This window comes from Synechococcus sp. SYN20 (assembly GCF_014279555.1).
In the GTDB taxonomy this organism is placed as follows: domain Bacteria; phylum Cyanobacteriota; class Cyanobacteriia; order PCC-6307; family Cyanobiaceae; genus Synechococcus_C.
In genome coordinates, this window is record NZ_CP047959.1 from 1,484,111 (window position 1) to 1,498,608 (window position 14,498).

Consider the following 14,498-nt stretch of genomic DNA (forward strand, 5'->3'; position numbering starts at 1 on the left):
AATTAATGCGCAATGTTAGCTTTAGAACATTTGGAAACTTGATAAACACCCTTGAACAGTGCAATTCTACAAAAAAGAAGATCAACCTAATTAGTACATTCATAAAGGATATTGATCCAAGAGACGGATCATGGATACTCCTATTATTGATGGGCAGTCGACAGAAAAGACTGATCACAGGTCGACGTTTGAAAGAAATTCTACAAGCATCCTCAAAAATGCCCTCGTGGCTTATTGATGACTGTTTTGCTCAAGTGGGAGACTCCGCAGAAACAATTAGTTTATTATGGCCACAATTAAAGAATGAACTTACTACCACAGATATTGAATTCGAGGAGAATGACAATAAAATGTTTAATGAGACAAAAGAGTCAAAACCCCTTCATTGGTGGATGGAAACCTTGCTGCCAGAGATTAAAGATTCAACAGAAACAACACAACAAAGATTAATACTGAAATTGTGGAGTGAAATCACAGACAAAGATCACTACTTAACAAATAAACTAATCACAGGTGGATTCAGGAATGGTGTGTCAAAAGGCCTCGTTGTTAAAAGTATTGCACAAGCATATGAACTAGATGAAAGCACCGTACTTGAGCGTCTGATGAAACCAATGGAAATCAATAAAGTATGGTTTCAAGAATTAACTCAACAAGTGTCGGAAAAAAGAACAGATCGTGGAGCCATTCCCTATCCCTTTTACCTAGCAAGTCCTGTTCAGATTGAAGACATTAAAGAAACCCCACCAGCTGATTGGAGATTGGAATATAAATGGGATGGTATTCGTGGACAATTGATAAAAAGGGACACTGGCGCTTATCTATGGAGTAGAGGAGAAGAACTAGTGAATCATGTATTTCCTGAAATAATAGAGATGGCAGAAGATCTTACTGATGGCACTGTGCTAGACGGTGAGATATTATGTTGGCAAAAAGATATAAGCAAACCGATGGCTTTTGCGTCGTTGCAACGCAGGCTTGGACGGAAGACAGTGAACAAGAAGTTATTGAAGGAGTGCCCAACAGTATTCATGGCATACGATATTTTAGAACATAAATCAACAGATATTAGAGCGTACGATCTAAGAGATAGATTAAAACTTTTGGAGTGTATACAACAAAGCTGTAATCATCCATGCTTAATGATGGACAGTGAAAAAAAGTTTGCAGAATGGGAAGAACTAACTAAAATAAGGGATCGAGCACGTCTAGAAGGTGCCGAGGGTTTAATGATTAAAAAAAACAGCTCACACTATTTATCAGGCAGAAAAAAAGGATATTGGTGGAAATATAAACATGATCCTATGACTCTTGACGCAGTTTTAGTATATGCACAAGCTGGAACGGGTAAAAGGGCAAATCTTTTTACTGACTATACATTTGCATTATGGGATGACAGTAATAAAAGTTCAAAGGATCGAAAACTAGTTACTTTTGCAAAGGCATATTCTGGACTAAACAATTCTGAGTTAATGGAATTAGATAAATGGATACGCGCTCATACAATCGAACGATATGGACCAACAAGAGTCGTTGAGCAGAAACAGATTTTTGAAATCGCCTTTGAGGGCGTTATGGAGTCAAAACGCCATAAATGCGGACTTGCAGTACGATTTCCAAGAATCCACCGATGGAGAATTGATAAACCAGTTATGGAAGCAGACTGTATCGAACAAGCGCACGCATTATTAAAGCAAGTTAAATAATGCAAATTAACTCAAAAAATATAGGTTCAAAGATGAAAGAGTCTATTGTAAGGAAATGAGTCAGATGAAAATCAATATAAGATCTGTCTATCTCAACAAAGTACATATCAAGCGCAGAGGAGCACAAAGTAAAAGCTTATACAAAAGGCAACCAATCAATCATTACCAATGAAAAAAAAATCAGGATGTGATGGAGGTCATACAACTGAAGATCTACTCAAACCGATCGAGAGTTGGTTTACACATCAAGGATGGACAGCATCTACCTTTCAAAGACAAAGCTGGCATTCCTATTTAGATGGTGCGAGCGGTCTCATCCAAGTGCCAACTGGATCGGGAAAAACCTATGCAGCAGTGATGGGTCCCATTGCAAGGATCCTGTCTGAAGAAACAAGTCCAAAAGGACTACGAGTGCTCTATCTCACTCCCTTAAGAGCTCTAAGTCGGGATTTGTCGCTAGCAATTCAGGAACCAATCCATGCGATGCAGTGGCCAATACGTCTAGGGACAAGGAATGGAGACACATCCTCAACAGAACGAGCCAAACAGCTTAAAAGTCCACCTGAAATCTTAGTTACTACACCAGAATCACTCTGTGTATTAATGAGTAATCGAAAAGCAAAAGAATTATTTGATGGATTGCATACAGTCATTCTGGATGAATGGCATGAATTAATGGGAAGCAAGCGCGGAAGCCAAACAGAATTGGCATTAAGTTGGCTGAGACATCAGCAACCTTCATTGCAAACATGGGCATTGAGCGCCACAATCGGAAATATTGAGGAAGCTACTGAGCATGCATTAGGAATCAGTACTGCAAATAAAGTAATAATAAATCATGCACCAAAAAGAAAAACAACAATTAGAAGTATAATCCCAGAATCCATTGATGGATTTCCCTGGGGTGGACATCTAGGCCTGCGCAATTACGAAGAACTCATTGCAAAGCTAGATCCGAAAATAAGTACATTACTATTTACAAATACACGGAACCAATCAGAACGATGGCACCAATGCTTACGTTATGCATGCCCGGAAATGGAGGGGTTACTAGCTCTTCACCATAGTGCAATAGATCGTTCCGAAAGAGAAGCTATTGAAGAAAATATGAAAATGGGGTTAATCCGTTGGGTGGTTTGTACAAGTTCACTAGATCTAGGAATTGACTTTCAACCTGTAGAAAAAATTGTTCAAATTGGTAGTCCTAAGAACATCGCACGATTACTACAAAGAGCTGGGCGTTCGGCTCATTCCCCTGGAGGAGAATCACAAGTACTATTTATGCCCACAAATGCATTAGAACTCCTAGAGCTAAGTGCATTAAGAAGAGGCCTAGACAATGATTTAGTAGAAAATAGAAAAACGCCTAGTAAGCCGCTTGATGTACTACTTCAACATTTAACTACATTGGCATGTGGACCAGGCTTTAATCCTGAAGAGACACTCATAGCAATCCGTAGAACAGCTTCGTTTGCTTCATTAGAAGACGAAGAATGGAAATGGTGTCTATTGTTTCTCGAAAAAGGAGGAGTCTGTTTAAATGCATATACACGCTTTCGTAAACTTGAATGGAACGCTATTGAAAAGCTGTTTTTTGTAAGTGATCAATCAATAGCCCGACTTCATCGGCTGAATATTGGGACGATCACTTCTGCACCTTCCGTGCGTGTTCGCTTTAGTCGTGGTGTCTATCTTGGACATGTTGAAGAGAGTTTCATCAGTCAATTAAAACCAAAAGATGTATTCTTCTTTGCAGGACGTCAATTAGAACTTATCAGAATGAAAGAAATGACAGCCTATGTAAAAACAACAACCAGGAAGAGTTCAAAGGTTCCAGCCTGGGCAGGAGGTCAGATGGCCTTATCTGATCTTTTGACGACTCAGCTGAGAGAAGAGGTATCACGAGCATCCAAGTTAATTCTAGATACACCAGAGTTAATGTCTTTAAGACCCTTGATCGATCGACAACTAGACTTGTCAATGATTCCTAGTGAAAATCAGTTTTTAATTGAAACATGTATTACCAAGGAAGGACAACATCTTTTCGCCTATCCATTTGAAGGACGTTTTGTTCACGAAGGACTAGGCTTTTTATGGGCATCACGCCTATCAAAGTATCAAAAAAGTACAATCACTGTATCAGTAAATGATTATGGATTTGAAATTTTAGGGCCCAAACAATATCCATTAAGCAAACTAGTTGAAGAAACTCTAGAAATTCTATTGGATGATAAAGATCTAGAGGAAGACATTGAAAATGCATTAAACTTATCAGAATTGTGTAAACGACGCTTTCGAAGTATTGCTCAGATATCAGGACTAATGATGCAAGGATTTCCAGGTAAAAACAAAAGTAGTGGACAGTTGCAAATCAGCGGATCTCTACTGTGGGATGTATTCAATAAGCATGAACCAAAGAATCTACTGCTAAGGCAATCACGATTTGAAGTACTAAATGAACAGCTTGAGTTACCTCGTTTAAAAAAAGCATTACAACGAATACGAAAAGGTGACATTATCCATAGTGAAATCGTTAGACCAGGTCCACTAGCGTTTCCACTGTTAGTTGAGCGATTACGATCTCGGCTCAGCAATGAGTCAATATTAGAAAGAGTCACAAGAATGCAAAATGAAGCGTTGCGGCATGAAAGGTAACATAATTATTGAAAACGGCAGAATAACTAGTGATTAGATAAAATAGCATACTTATTTGTATCCCAGGTCAAATTGTTTCAAGCTGCCAGTTGAAAGCTATTTAAATTTAGGAAAGGAATGCAAGCAGTGCAAAGCTTAAATACCTAGAATATATAAGTTGTAGTGATTCAATGCCAATTGAAGAAGATGTATCGGATTACCCAAGGCCACCATTGATTGAGCTAGTGAATGGGAATGTCTCGGTTCGTATTGCTGATGAAGTTATTGCTGAGGATACCCGCTACGTGCGTGTATGTGAAACCTTTCACCCACCAACGATCTATATCAATCCAAAGGCTTTTGTCCATGGCTCTCTACAACAAATCTCTGGACGTGGCTCATTTTGCGAATGGAAGGGAGTAGCTGAGTATTGGTCACTGAGCAAAGCTGATGGAACAGATTCACGATCACGTGCTGGATGGAGCTATCCAAGACCAACAGAACGTTTTTCACTCCTTAAGGATTGGATAAGTCTGTACCCCCGATTAGTTGATGCTTGCATTTTGGAAGGTGAACATGTTTCACCTCAACCTGGTTCATTTTATGGTGGGTGGATTACAAGTTGGACGATTGGGCCCTTTAAAGGCGACATAAACCACCCGGAGTTAATCTGATGAAATGCAAGGAAGAATTAACGTACTTACTTCAATCAGATCCTAAAAGTTGCTTCATTCCATCATTGATCGAGGAATTTGAATTGCTATCAAGGGTTAACCTTGAAACTGATATAACATTACTTAAGGGAGTTTGGGAATTAAAATGGAGTAGCTCAAGTCAGCCTTGGCTTAAGCAAGCTCCTTGGCTTGAAAATCTCCAGATTCTTGATCCAGTACAAAAAAAAGGGATTAATCTATTACGTTTAAGTGCTCCCATTGGCTCTGTAGTGGGGATTGCTGTTGAAGCTGAATTGTCGATCAATAGCTCCAATCAAGTTGGCGTACAGTTTAAAAGAGGCGGCTGGCTTGGTCCCTCTTTAGGCAATGGATGGAGACCAAAGCTTTTAGCTACGATTAATCAATCCTTTCCTGCTTGGCTCGATATCACAGGGTTAGATGACTCACTTCGGATTTGCCGTGGAAATGCGGGCACGTGCTTTGCGCTGCTGAAGAGAACCGATTTAGCAGTACATGACTGGATTCCTCAATCCATAGGAAAAGGGTAGAAATCGATCTAGATAATTTGTAGGTCAGCTATTTCTTAAAAGCTTTTTATCATCTACAATTATTGACAATTCAACAGGTAAAAGCACCTGCAAGCGAACAGGTAACAGTGGGGATAATCGTCAAGCGACGTACCTATTTCAATTGAGCTTTCCTCCTTCACATTAAATTTGCTTTGATCCATCTCATCGGGGAGCATGAAGGTTGTTTTGAGTGTACGCTGTAACAAGTACGGTTAAACAAGATGAGGTATCGTTCGCTTCTACTAGCAATATTTCTGGTGTTCATTTCATTGACAATATCTTCTTATACAGATGTCAATGGAGACTTTCAGCGGAAAGGGATAGAAAAGCTGGAATTAGGTAATTACAATGGAGCTATTGTTGACTTCAGTAAGGCTATCGAAATAGACCCTAATGATGCAGTCACTTATGACTATCGAGGAGTTGCAAAGGCTAAAAAAGGGGATTTTTCCGGGTCAATCATTGATTATGATAAATCTATAGAATTAGACCCATATCGAATTGATACATACGGAAATCGTGGAATTGCGAAGGCTAGATCTGGCAATCTAAATGAAGCTATTTTAGATTTTGATTCAGCAATCTCAATTGATCCAAACAATGGTAATGCATTCTTCAACCATGGAATGTCAATGGATATGACTGGAGATTTAATGACTGCTTGTCTAGACTGGAAAAGAGCTGTAGAGCTGGGCGATGACAAAGGAAAGAAGTTTGTAGAAAAAAACTGTTTGAAATCAAGCTAAAGCGCAGTATTCAAATCATAACATATTCTCCAGCAAGTCTATAAACTCTTATATCGTGATGTACTTTAGAATATTAATCAATCTCCCATAGCTCATCATAAACTGGTTTGCCAACAAGCAATATATCACAATCTATTTCATTGATTTGCACAACAAGTATTCGCCTTGGGCTTTCAAAAAATCCCTTTTTGGCTGTACTTATGGCATCAACTAAATCATCCATTGTGGCCATTGCACCATTTGCGACATCCTTCTTAGCCTCATCCCACATCAAACAAAATTCATCTACCTCATTCATATGAGACATCATCATTTGCTTCATAGCTTTTTCAGAACCGATCTGTAATGACAGTTGGCTATATTTTTTAACTAAGGGCGAAGACATTGAAATCGACACCTTTAGGTGATTCGATAGTCCTGAAATATTTATTTCTATTACCTCACAGTTTGGATTAATAATAATACAAGGAATCGCCATATCAAATAGTTCATGACTTATTAGTCTATTCCAATGATTTTCGATCTCTGACCAATTCTTCTTCAATTGAAAGAGCCTATTCCAGTGGGTAATACATGATCAAAAGCAGAGTTTTTTAAATAAGATTGGAAATATATTTTAACTAAAGAGTCATAGAAAGAGTTAGGCTTTGAAAATGAAAGTATAATACAAAGCAGGAATTAGTCAATTAATGCTTGCTGGTAATCCTTAATCGACTCTTGCAGCCCTATTTTCTTTAATCTTTCAAGGAATAGCTGACCTTTCGTGGGAAGTCCTCCTGGATGGTTTAGTTCATACCCCGTGACCTCTTCCAGTCCGATAGATGCCAATTCATAAAACGATGTACTAATTAAAAGTGTAGCAATTTCTGCATTCTGAAAATTATTGAGTGCATCAAGTTCTGAAGCCTGATCAACTAAGTCCATACGAATGGGATATTTGGCAAACTTAACCAGCATTTGAAAATCATTATTTGACTGAAGCCATGGTCGGCATACATCTTCATTAGCAAGGATTAGTTCTCCAACAGGTGGACAGAACGCGTTAGTCTCTAACTGTTTTGATACATTACTTATGCCCCTATCCTCAATGATAATTCTGAGTAATTCAGTCGAGAAGTCATTGTATGACAAACAGAAAAAACCTTCTCGTAACGATTGAATCGAGGCTTCTGTTGCTCCATCACAAAACTCAGCAATCAGGGGGTGAAGCTTATTAAGTAGCTCTTGTGCCTGAGTCGCTGTTACAGAGATCGGTTCATGAGAACTTTGATCGTTCTTATTTGCAGAACGCGAGACAAGCCATTGACTTGGTGCAGTCATGAACTCAGAGGGAACCTTGGAATATGCTCTTACTTCACTTAGAGCCGTGAGTGCCATATCGACAGACTGGTATCCAGCAGCCTTAGCCTTTAATTCCCAATCAAATTTTTCATGCAACGCCTTTTCAATGGTTAGGACTACTGATGCGAGGTCTAGTTCCATATCGCTCTCACCAAGTTGAACAGCCAAACTCCTCAACGTTACGAGCTCTGCATCGGCGATGAAAATTTGATTCTTCAGCTCATCAAGCAATGGCTTACCCAGCTTTCATATGATAGTAATAGAGGAAATAGCTTCTTGCTGGACATAAGCGTTGAAGCCTATCTTTAGCCGCCCCTAGATCCGGACGCAGCTATGCGCTTCATGATGTTGCCGCGTTCGAGACATGACTTCCTATTTAGCCATGTTCAGCAGGTATAAACACTCACGAATGAGCCCTCAAGACTGTAGTAGAATCTTCACATAACTACATACTTCTTCGTGTTAGGTTATTCAACGAACCTTTTTGCTCTGAATGCGCCTCTAGTTGTTGATACGTCAGTAGGGCATTTGGCTTTATCACAGCTCACAGCCTTAAGAGTTGCTAAAAAAGATCAAATCTAAGCTATGACTATTGATCAACGCTGTAAGAGCCAACAAATCACAGCTGACAGAATTTTTATGGATTTTAAATATACAAAACCAGGATCGACAGAACAACTAAGGGCCCTCAAGACTCTTCATACATTAGTGTGTCAATGGGTAATGTTCTTTCATGGTGATGAAAGCTATGTTAAAGAGAAAGTTTCATTAAAAGAATCTGTGTTCTCGAACACTTACTAGGCTTTCTAGGTTTTCCCTCTTTTATGTTAACCTATTAATTTACTTGCTTAATGTTTTTTCAACTGAATCACGCATTAAGCTTGTTTCTAGTCTTTCTAAGATTTTATTTTTTACTAGTTTCTAAGATTTCAAGCAATATTCATTATTGTATCATTCAGAAAATTAATTTTAAGTCATAATATCACCTATCATTTATAGTTGTCTTTCATTCTTCAAATAACTACTTAGCTTAATACTCAGGACAATAACTGCTGGTACCAAAGTGATTAGGTTAGCAAGTAAAACTGGACCATCATCTACCATCCACCCATAGATGGACCAGAACGTCACACCAGCTGTAAATAGTAGATACATTCGTAATGAGATCGATTGCGTATCTCTGCTGCGTAGCGTTTTTAGAGCTTGTGGAAAAAAGCTGACTGTTGTTAAAGTTGCAGCTATATACCCAATCAAATCAGCATTCATGAAAAACCAGGAAGTAATATACTATCCTATAGTAACAATCAAATGAAAACACAAAAACTATCTAATAATAAAAATACTAAGCAGAGAACTGAATTATACGGGAATTAATTACTGAGTGGCAACCATCTTCCTGCCATCATTGGAAGGTGGTGAAACTAATAAGAGATCTGCTCGAGACTCCCCCATTTGAACAATCAGCATCTTTCGTGGAGCTTCAATAAAACCTTTATTAGCGACATCCATTGCGTGAAGGATGTCATCAATATCACCTAAGGTATCATTTCGAGACTGCTGTTTGATTAAGGCAAGCTCTTCAAAAAACTTCTGGCTGTCGCTTTTATATGTATCCATCATCTTGCTCCTTGCAGCTTCTACTCCATACTCAACAGCGTTTTGAAGATAATCCTTCAAGAGTTGTCTCGACAGCGTTGAAGGCATTTCAATATAATCTATTAAGTCAAAAAGGGTTGTTTCAAACAAATCTCCATCCTTATCTATCAAAATACAAGGAGTCTCTAGTACAAAGGATGATTGATCTCTTAGACGTATCCAATGATTCTCAATGTCATTCCAGCTTTTAGACATAAGATTTAATTCTCCGAGAATGTAGTAATGTAGTCAATGAAAAATAGGGACTAAATGTTGAATACCTAAAAGGCTTGGTTAAGGCTGGATCCAAATTATCAAGTAGATCTATTTAATGACTATATTACAAGAATTACGGATTGGTGAATTTACTTATTCATAATAACCAATTCTGATGCAATTCCTGCGAAATATTTGATTCTCCACACATATCTCTTTTGCAATAAGAGTAGATTAACAACCAAATGACTAGTCATCTTGATAAAATAGAGGATCATAGACTATGGTCGATTATAATTCTGAGTACGATTATCAATCAATTATAGAAATCTATAAGTAGCTTTGATTTAGGGCATTCAAAGCACTAGCATAGGTATTCAGCGTCATCACAGCAGTGGTTTTTCCATACTTAATCGTATTCCTGATTATTTCATTGTTTTTCAAGCCGTTCTGGAATTTGTATCGTCTGTTAATTCATTGGTCTTTTTTGCTTATTTTATCTCCTTGGATTGTAGGGAAAGCGTTGAGTGCACGCTGGGCTGAAGACGATTATGGAAATGGACCAAGATTAATTGCTTTTCCTATAGCATTAGGAGGTTACTGGCTATTGTATGGTTCATATGTTCATCCAGAATATTCGCTATTTCCACTCTTCATTTATTATTTTGTAGCGTGGCCTGCTTTCCGTCATAGTGATGCTTGGGAAAAACTAAACAGGAAATAGAATTTTCATACTCTTGACTAGAACAGACATAGGGTGCACATTAATCCAATTTCCTTAACGTAAATGTATGGTTTGGCATTTAAATATTTTTAAATATGATAATCAGTCAGTCGTATCCCCAATATCTTTAGAAGTCATTTGTTCTGGTAACCGTAACCCTGTACTGGACTGCAGCTGCTTTAATAATGTAGCAATTGACAGACTGTTCTGCCCATCACGTTCTCCAATCAGATTGACTTCTTCAACTTCGATGGGCTGCACCGTATCGCTTAGCATCGTTAGAAGTGGTTCCAGCTTTTGCAATAGGAACAGACGCTTGGCATCGCTACCTGATCGTTTTAGTGACTCAACAAGATCACGTAATCCTTCTGCTTGAGACCTTCCTTGTTCAATAATCGTTGCAGCTTCACCTTTTGCTTCAGCCATCATTGTTTGACATTCTGATTCCGCAGGAGCGATAACATCAGCTTCTAATTGTTGTAAAACTTGCTTGATACGTTGTTCCTGTACTGGAAGCTCTGCTTCTGCACGAGCCAGCTCAGCACCAATACGTGCCTCTTCCTCAGCAACTAAGGCGTCACGCTTTGTTAGTGCGTCCTGAACGCGTTTATTTGCATTCGCTGTCGCAATTGCCAGGTCTTTATCAAGTCGACGTAGCGATGTAATACGTTCGTTTTCTGCACGCTTCACAGCAGATTGAGATTTGGCCTCTGCTTCTGCTATTCGTGAATCCCTCTTCAATTCAACTAGTTGCTTCCTACCAATTGAATCAAGATACAAAACATCATCGGAGATATTTTGAATTTGGAGAGTATCTAACACCAAACCTAGCTTTTGAAGATCGTCTTCCGCTTCCTCTAGTAGCGTTCGTGCAAAGGTTACCTTGTCCTCATTTAATTGCTCCGGAGTTAAACTAGCCATGACACCTCGAAGATTCCCTTCAAGGGTTTCTTTTGCAATATGCCGAATTTCGTCTTGCGATTTCCCAATTAAACGTTCAATGGCGTTATGAATACCTGGTTCGTCACCTGAAATTTTTATGTTTGCAACACCAGACACGTTTAAAGGAATACCACCACGTGAATAAGCGCTTTCAACTTGCAAATCAATGATCATATTGCTTAGGTCTAATCGCATCACCTCTTCGAGCAATGGGATGCGCAAAGCACTACCGCCTCGAACGGTTCGATAACCAACTGTTTGACCTGAACCAGTTGTGCGTCTAAGACCGGCAAAAATCAAAGCTTCGCTCGGTTGACAGATGTAATACAACTTTTTGAGGAGTACTATGAAGGCCCATAAGCCCGCTCCGCCTGTTAGAAGAATAGACAAAAACATTACTGATTACCTCTGTTTGAAAGGGTGTCGATCAGGTCAATACCAAAAATTTCTTTGACTTGATCAAAGAACTGTCGTACGACTACGTGATTCAGCGCTACGAGGCTGGCAAGGCTGGATGCATCGTTGCCATCCAACGTTGTGATCCTCTTCAAATGAAGACGTCCTGGGAGGCGTGTGGCGTGATCAAGCACCATTTCAATTTGCTGAAGAAGAAACACAAGCTCTGCTGTGCTGCCTGCCTCTTCCCAAACCTGAGTGAGCAGATCATTCACTAAGGCACTTGCTTTCACGTCCTCCGCCGTTGCAGCAGCCATTCCACGAGCTCTCAGCTCCTTTGCCTTTTGATTGGCTTGAGCTGGAAGGACTTGTTCAGCTTGCAGCCGTAGTCGTTCGAGCTCCGCCCTAACTTTCTGAAGTTTTTGCTCCGCTATCGCTCTAGCTTCCAGTTCCGCTGCTTCTGTTCGCTGCTCTTCAGATCGTGCCTTTTTTTCCATTAAGGCAACTTTGGTACGCACGCCGTTGTCCTTTTCAACAACGACGGTCTGGGCATCAGTCCGAACCACTTCGGCTTTTTCCTCCATTTCAGCTTCAATCCGCTCGGCTTGACCGATCGCTTCAGCTTCAGCAATCTCAGCATCACGAACGATCTGAGCCACTCTTCTGCGACTGATTGAGTTGAGATAATCAACATCGTCAGAAACGCTTTGGATCTTCAACGTGTCCAGCTGAAGTCCGAGTCGCCTCAGATCATCTCCTACATCCTTGGCAATTTGCTCAGCAAAACGTAGTCGGTCCTCATTGACCTCTTCTGGCGTGAGCTGAGCGAGAACACTACGTAAATTTCCTTCTAGGTTTTCTTGGGCAACTTGAATAATTTCACGAGGATCACGTCCCAGAAAACGTTCGATTGCGTTGTTACGAACATCAGGATCCGTACTGACCTTCACATTGGCAATGGCCTGAATATTCAGCGGTGTACCTCCATTGGAATAGGCATTTTTTACTTCAACCAAGACAGGCAGCAGCGTGACATCCATACGCCGTGCTGTCTCGAGCACTGGTTTTACAAATGTCCAGCCGCCGTTTGCAACGACGCGATATCCCTTCAAGCCCTGACTTCCCTGATTGGTACGCGATCCCGTTACCACAAGCATCTCGTTGGGTCGACATATCCGAATCATCCATCGACTTAGAAGTGTCAGTCCAACGAGACTGACGACAACAATTCCAACTCCACCTGCGATTGTGTTGTTTTGATCCCTAGACAGGAAACCAACCGATGGTGAAGGCTGCTCACTGAGCAGTCGTGAAGACATGGGCAACGAGAAGCTGATCCTGGCTTAGCTCCGTAGAAGAAGATTGTCCACAAACCTCACAACCGGTCCACGCGCAGGGTGTATTCATCACTGGCCAGCACGACCACAGCCGTACCTTCTTCAAGTCGTCCCGCGTTGCTCAGGGCTGGTCTTCGGATCAAACTGCCACGCACGCGTAATTCAACAAAACCACGTTCCACTTGGGTGATCGGCAATGTCACCAAAGCCTGTTGACCAATTAAGTCGTCATTGCGGATGAGTGTGTCTGCCTCCCGACGGCTCATGAGTCGCAACACATGAGATGCAGCCCATCCCATACCCAAACCCATTGCACTAGCGACAAACAAGGAGAGGAATCCACTGTCCTTTGGGCTAAGCAACAACATCAACAGTCCACACAAGCCGAACCCACAGAGACCAAACGACCAAAACGGAGTACTGAATAGCAGGCTTAGGTTTCCGCCCGAACCATCACCATCAAACCCTCCGCCATCGAGACCATTGCCATCGTTATCAAGGGAGAAGGCGATTAAAACTGCTCCTGCAACAAGGCAAAAGGAATAGGTCCAAATCATCGATACTCAGCCGCTGAGTGTTCATAATGGTGGTCTTGATCAATTCTGGACCCATTACTCAAATACGTCTACTACCAATGGTTGAGTTTGATCAGCATATTCATGAGACTAAGGGAACCAAATCATTGAGATCGATGTCCCCTCCTGAAGCACCAACTTTTATTTCATTGAGATTAACAGTCTAAGAAAAGTATCTTTCCTCATCTCCACTGGTGTGACACCATGAATGATCAAAATTTATCCTCCCTACAAAACTGGAATGCATTTTGGGATTATCACCTCGGAGCCTGGGATGGGCAATGGACACGTTATAAACCAAGTGGAGAGTTGTCAGAATCCTTCTTAAGTAATCGATCGTTTGAATCAGATCCTGAAAAAAAGATTATTAATCAATTTAATCAGTATTTCTATAATCATGGCGAGCATGAGGAAAAGCGTTGGACGTACAGCTTCAAAGATCACTGCAAAAAAGATGGATTCATGCATCCTGCGAGCGACTATATGCGGGGATTGTCTTTTCGCGATGGATCTGCTGCATGGCTTGTTCTTCAGGCCAAAAAAGAACAATATTTTCCAATGGAGCTTTTTCTTACCAACAAGAATGTTCGCTGCAGCGTTGGCATGCTTTATGGGGTCGATGGTGAACTTCAAAGAACAGCTTGCATTCGTGAGCGACGTAAGGATCTTGATGATTCATCGTGGTCGAATACAAGTGAGCTTGTTCCACCTTGGGAAAACAGAAACCAATGGCATGGAATCACTCAAATTATTGATACTGATTTGACTCGATCTTCGATTAATACCACGTTCGAAATGAAACCACAAACGAATGAAGAAGAATATTTTTTCCCTGATAACATTGTGTTACGATGTCCAGCAAGAATCACTCTCAACCAAAAATTTACAATTACCGGGATCTGGCTTGAATCCAAAAATCATCTGAAAACAATCAAAGCATTCTATGGGAATGATTCAAAACTAATTGATGTTCGCTTCAGTATTTACAACCATAAATAGCTTT

The 14,498-nt window shown here is 40.4% G+C and carries 13 protein-coding genes; 6 read left to right on the forward strand and 7 right to left on the reverse strand.

All coding sequences use genetic code 11. The features are described from left to right. The first annotated feature begins 5 nt into the window (after positions 1–5). From SynSYN20_RS07730 to SynSYN20_RS07750, 5 genes are all read left to right on the forward strand, one after another. Entirely contained in the window at positions 6–1,706 is a 1,701-nt protein-coding gene (locus SynSYN20_RS07730; protein ID WP_186522747.1) for an ATP-dependent DNA ligase, read from the forward strand. A 168-nt stretch (positions 1,707–1,874) separates the two neighbouring features. Further along, positions 1,875–4,361 (forward strand): ligase-associated DNA damage response DEXH box helicase, encoded by a 2,487-nt coding sequence (locus SynSYN20_RS07735; RefSeq protein WP_186522749.1) that lies wholly within the window; start codon positions 1,875–1,877, stop codon positions 4,359–4,361. 170 nt (positions 4,362–4,531) lie between these two features. Further along, positions 4,532–5,014, forward strand: a complete 483-nt coding sequence (locus SynSYN20_RS07740; protein ID WP_186522751.1) for a DUF427 domain-containing protein — start codon at positions 4,532–4,534, stop codon at positions 5,012–5,014. Then, positions 5,014–5,562: a PAP/fibrillin family protein gene (locus tag SynSYN20_RS07745; RefSeq protein WP_186522753.1), complete on the forward strand. Its 549-nt coding sequence runs from the start codon at positions 5,014–5,016 to the stop codon at positions 5,560–5,562. The genes SynSYN20_RS07740 and SynSYN20_RS07745 overlap by 1 nt, the downstream gene beginning before the upstream one ends. Before the next feature lie 278 nt (positions 5,563–5,840). Beyond that, positions 5,841–6,329, forward strand: coding sequence for a tetratricopeptide repeat protein (locus SynSYN20_RS07750; protein ID WP_186522755.1), 489 nt, complete (start codon positions 5,841–5,843; stop codon positions 6,327–6,329). A gap of 73 nt (positions 6,330–6,402) precedes the next feature. Here the strand turns inward: SynSYN20_RS07750 and SynSYN20_RS07755 are convergent, their stop codons facing one another. From SynSYN20_RS07755 to SynSYN20_RS07785, 7 genes are all read right to left on the reverse strand, one after another. Next, on the reverse strand, positions 6,403–6,807 hold the full coding sequence (locus tag SynSYN20_RS07755; RefSeq protein WP_186522757.1) for a hypothetical protein: 405 nt from the start codon (positions 6,805–6,807) through the stop codon (positions 6,403–6,405). 200 nt (positions 6,808–7,007) lie between these two features. Next, positions 7,008–7,901 (reverse strand): hypothetical protein, encoded by an 894-nt coding sequence (locus SynSYN20_RS07760; protein ID WP_186522759.1) that lies wholly within the window; start codon positions 7,899–7,901, stop codon positions 7,008–7,010. A 762-nt stretch (positions 7,902–8,663) separates the two neighbouring features. Beyond that, positions 8,664–8,936 (reverse strand): SemiSWEET family sugar transporter, encoded by a 273-nt coding sequence (locus SynSYN20_RS07765; protein WP_186522761.1) that lies wholly within the window; start codon positions 8,934–8,936, stop codon positions 8,664–8,666. 108 nt (positions 8,937–9,044) lie between these two features. After that, positions 9,045–9,521 carry a hypothetical protein gene (locus tag SynSYN20_RS07770; protein ID WP_186522762.1) on the reverse strand — a complete coding sequence of 159 codons (477 nt, stop codon included), beginning with the start codon at positions 9,519–9,521 and terminating at the stop codon, positions 9,045–9,047. 826 nt (positions 9,522–10,347) lie between these two features. Beyond that, entirely contained in the window at positions 10,348–11,583 is a 1,236-nt protein-coding gene (locus SynSYN20_RS07775) for a flotillin family protein (protein WP_186522764.1), read from the reverse strand. Then, entirely contained in the window at positions 11,583–12,902 is a 1,320-nt protein-coding gene (locus SynSYN20_RS07780; protein ID WP_186522766.1) for a flotillin family protein, read from the reverse strand. The genes SynSYN20_RS07775 and SynSYN20_RS07780 overlap by 1 nt, the downstream gene beginning before the upstream one ends. 56 nt (positions 12,903–12,958) lie before the next feature. Next, positions 12,959–13,477 (reverse strand): NfeD family protein, encoded by a 519-nt coding sequence (locus tag SynSYN20_RS07785; RefSeq protein WP_186522767.1) that lies wholly within the window; start codon positions 13,475–13,477, stop codon positions 12,959–12,961. A gap of 222 nt (positions 13,478–13,699) precedes the next feature. Between SynSYN20_RS07785 and SynSYN20_RS07790 the strand changes: the two genes are divergently transcribed. Continuing rightward, positions 13,700–14,494 carry a DUF3598 family protein gene (locus tag SynSYN20_RS07790; RefSeq protein WP_186522768.1) on the forward strand — a complete coding sequence of 265 codons (795 nt, stop codon included), beginning with the start codon at positions 13,700–13,702 and terminating at the stop codon, positions 14,492–14,494. Positions 14,495–14,498 lie beyond the last annotated feature (4 nt).

Excerpts from the sequence above, each read along its gene's own strand:
- SynSYN20_RS07730 (WP_186522747.1), top strand. The coding sequence starts at position 6 with ATGCGCAATGTTAGCTTTAGAACATTTGGAAACTTGATAAACACCCTT.
- SynSYN20_RS07735 (WP_186522749.1), top strand. The coding sequence starts at position 1,875 with ATGAAAAAAAAATCAGGATGTGATGGAGGTCATACAACTGAAGATCTA.
- SynSYN20_RS07740 (WP_186522751.1), top strand. The coding sequence starts at position 4,532 with ATGCCAATTGAAGAAGATGTATCGGATTACCCAAGGCCACCATTGATT.
- SynSYN20_RS07745 (WP_186522753.1), top strand. The coding sequence starts at position 5,014 with ATGAAATGCAAGGAAGAATTAACGTACTTACTTCAATCAGATCCTAAA.
- SynSYN20_RS07755 (WP_186522757.1), bottom strand. The coding sequence starts at position 6,807 with ATGGCGATTCCTTGTATTATTATTAATCCAAACTGTGAGGTAATAGAA.
- SynSYN20_RS07765 (WP_186522761.1), bottom strand. The coding sequence starts at position 8,936 with ATGAATGCTGATTTGATTGGGTATATAGCTGCAACTTTAACAACAGTC.
- SynSYN20_RS07770 (WP_186522762.1), bottom strand. The coding sequence starts at position 9,521 with ATGTCTAAAAGCTGGAATGACATTGAGAATCATTGGATACGTCTAAGA.
- SynSYN20_RS07775 (WP_186522764.1), bottom strand. The coding sequence starts at position 11,583 with ATGTTTTTGTCTATTCTTCTAACAGGCGGAGCGGGCTTATGGGCCTTC.
- SynSYN20_RS07780 (WP_186522766.1), bottom strand. The coding sequence starts at position 12,902 with ATGTCTTCACGACTGCTCAGTGAGCAGCCTTCACCATCGGTTGGTTTC.
- SynSYN20_RS07785 (WP_186522767.1), bottom strand. The coding sequence starts at position 13,477 with ATGATTTGGACCTATTCCTTTTGCCTTGTTGCAGGAGCAGTTTTAATC.
- SynSYN20_RS07790 (WP_186522768.1), top strand. The coding sequence starts at position 13,700 with ATGAATGATCAAAATTTATCCTCCCTACAAAACTGGAATGCATTTTGG.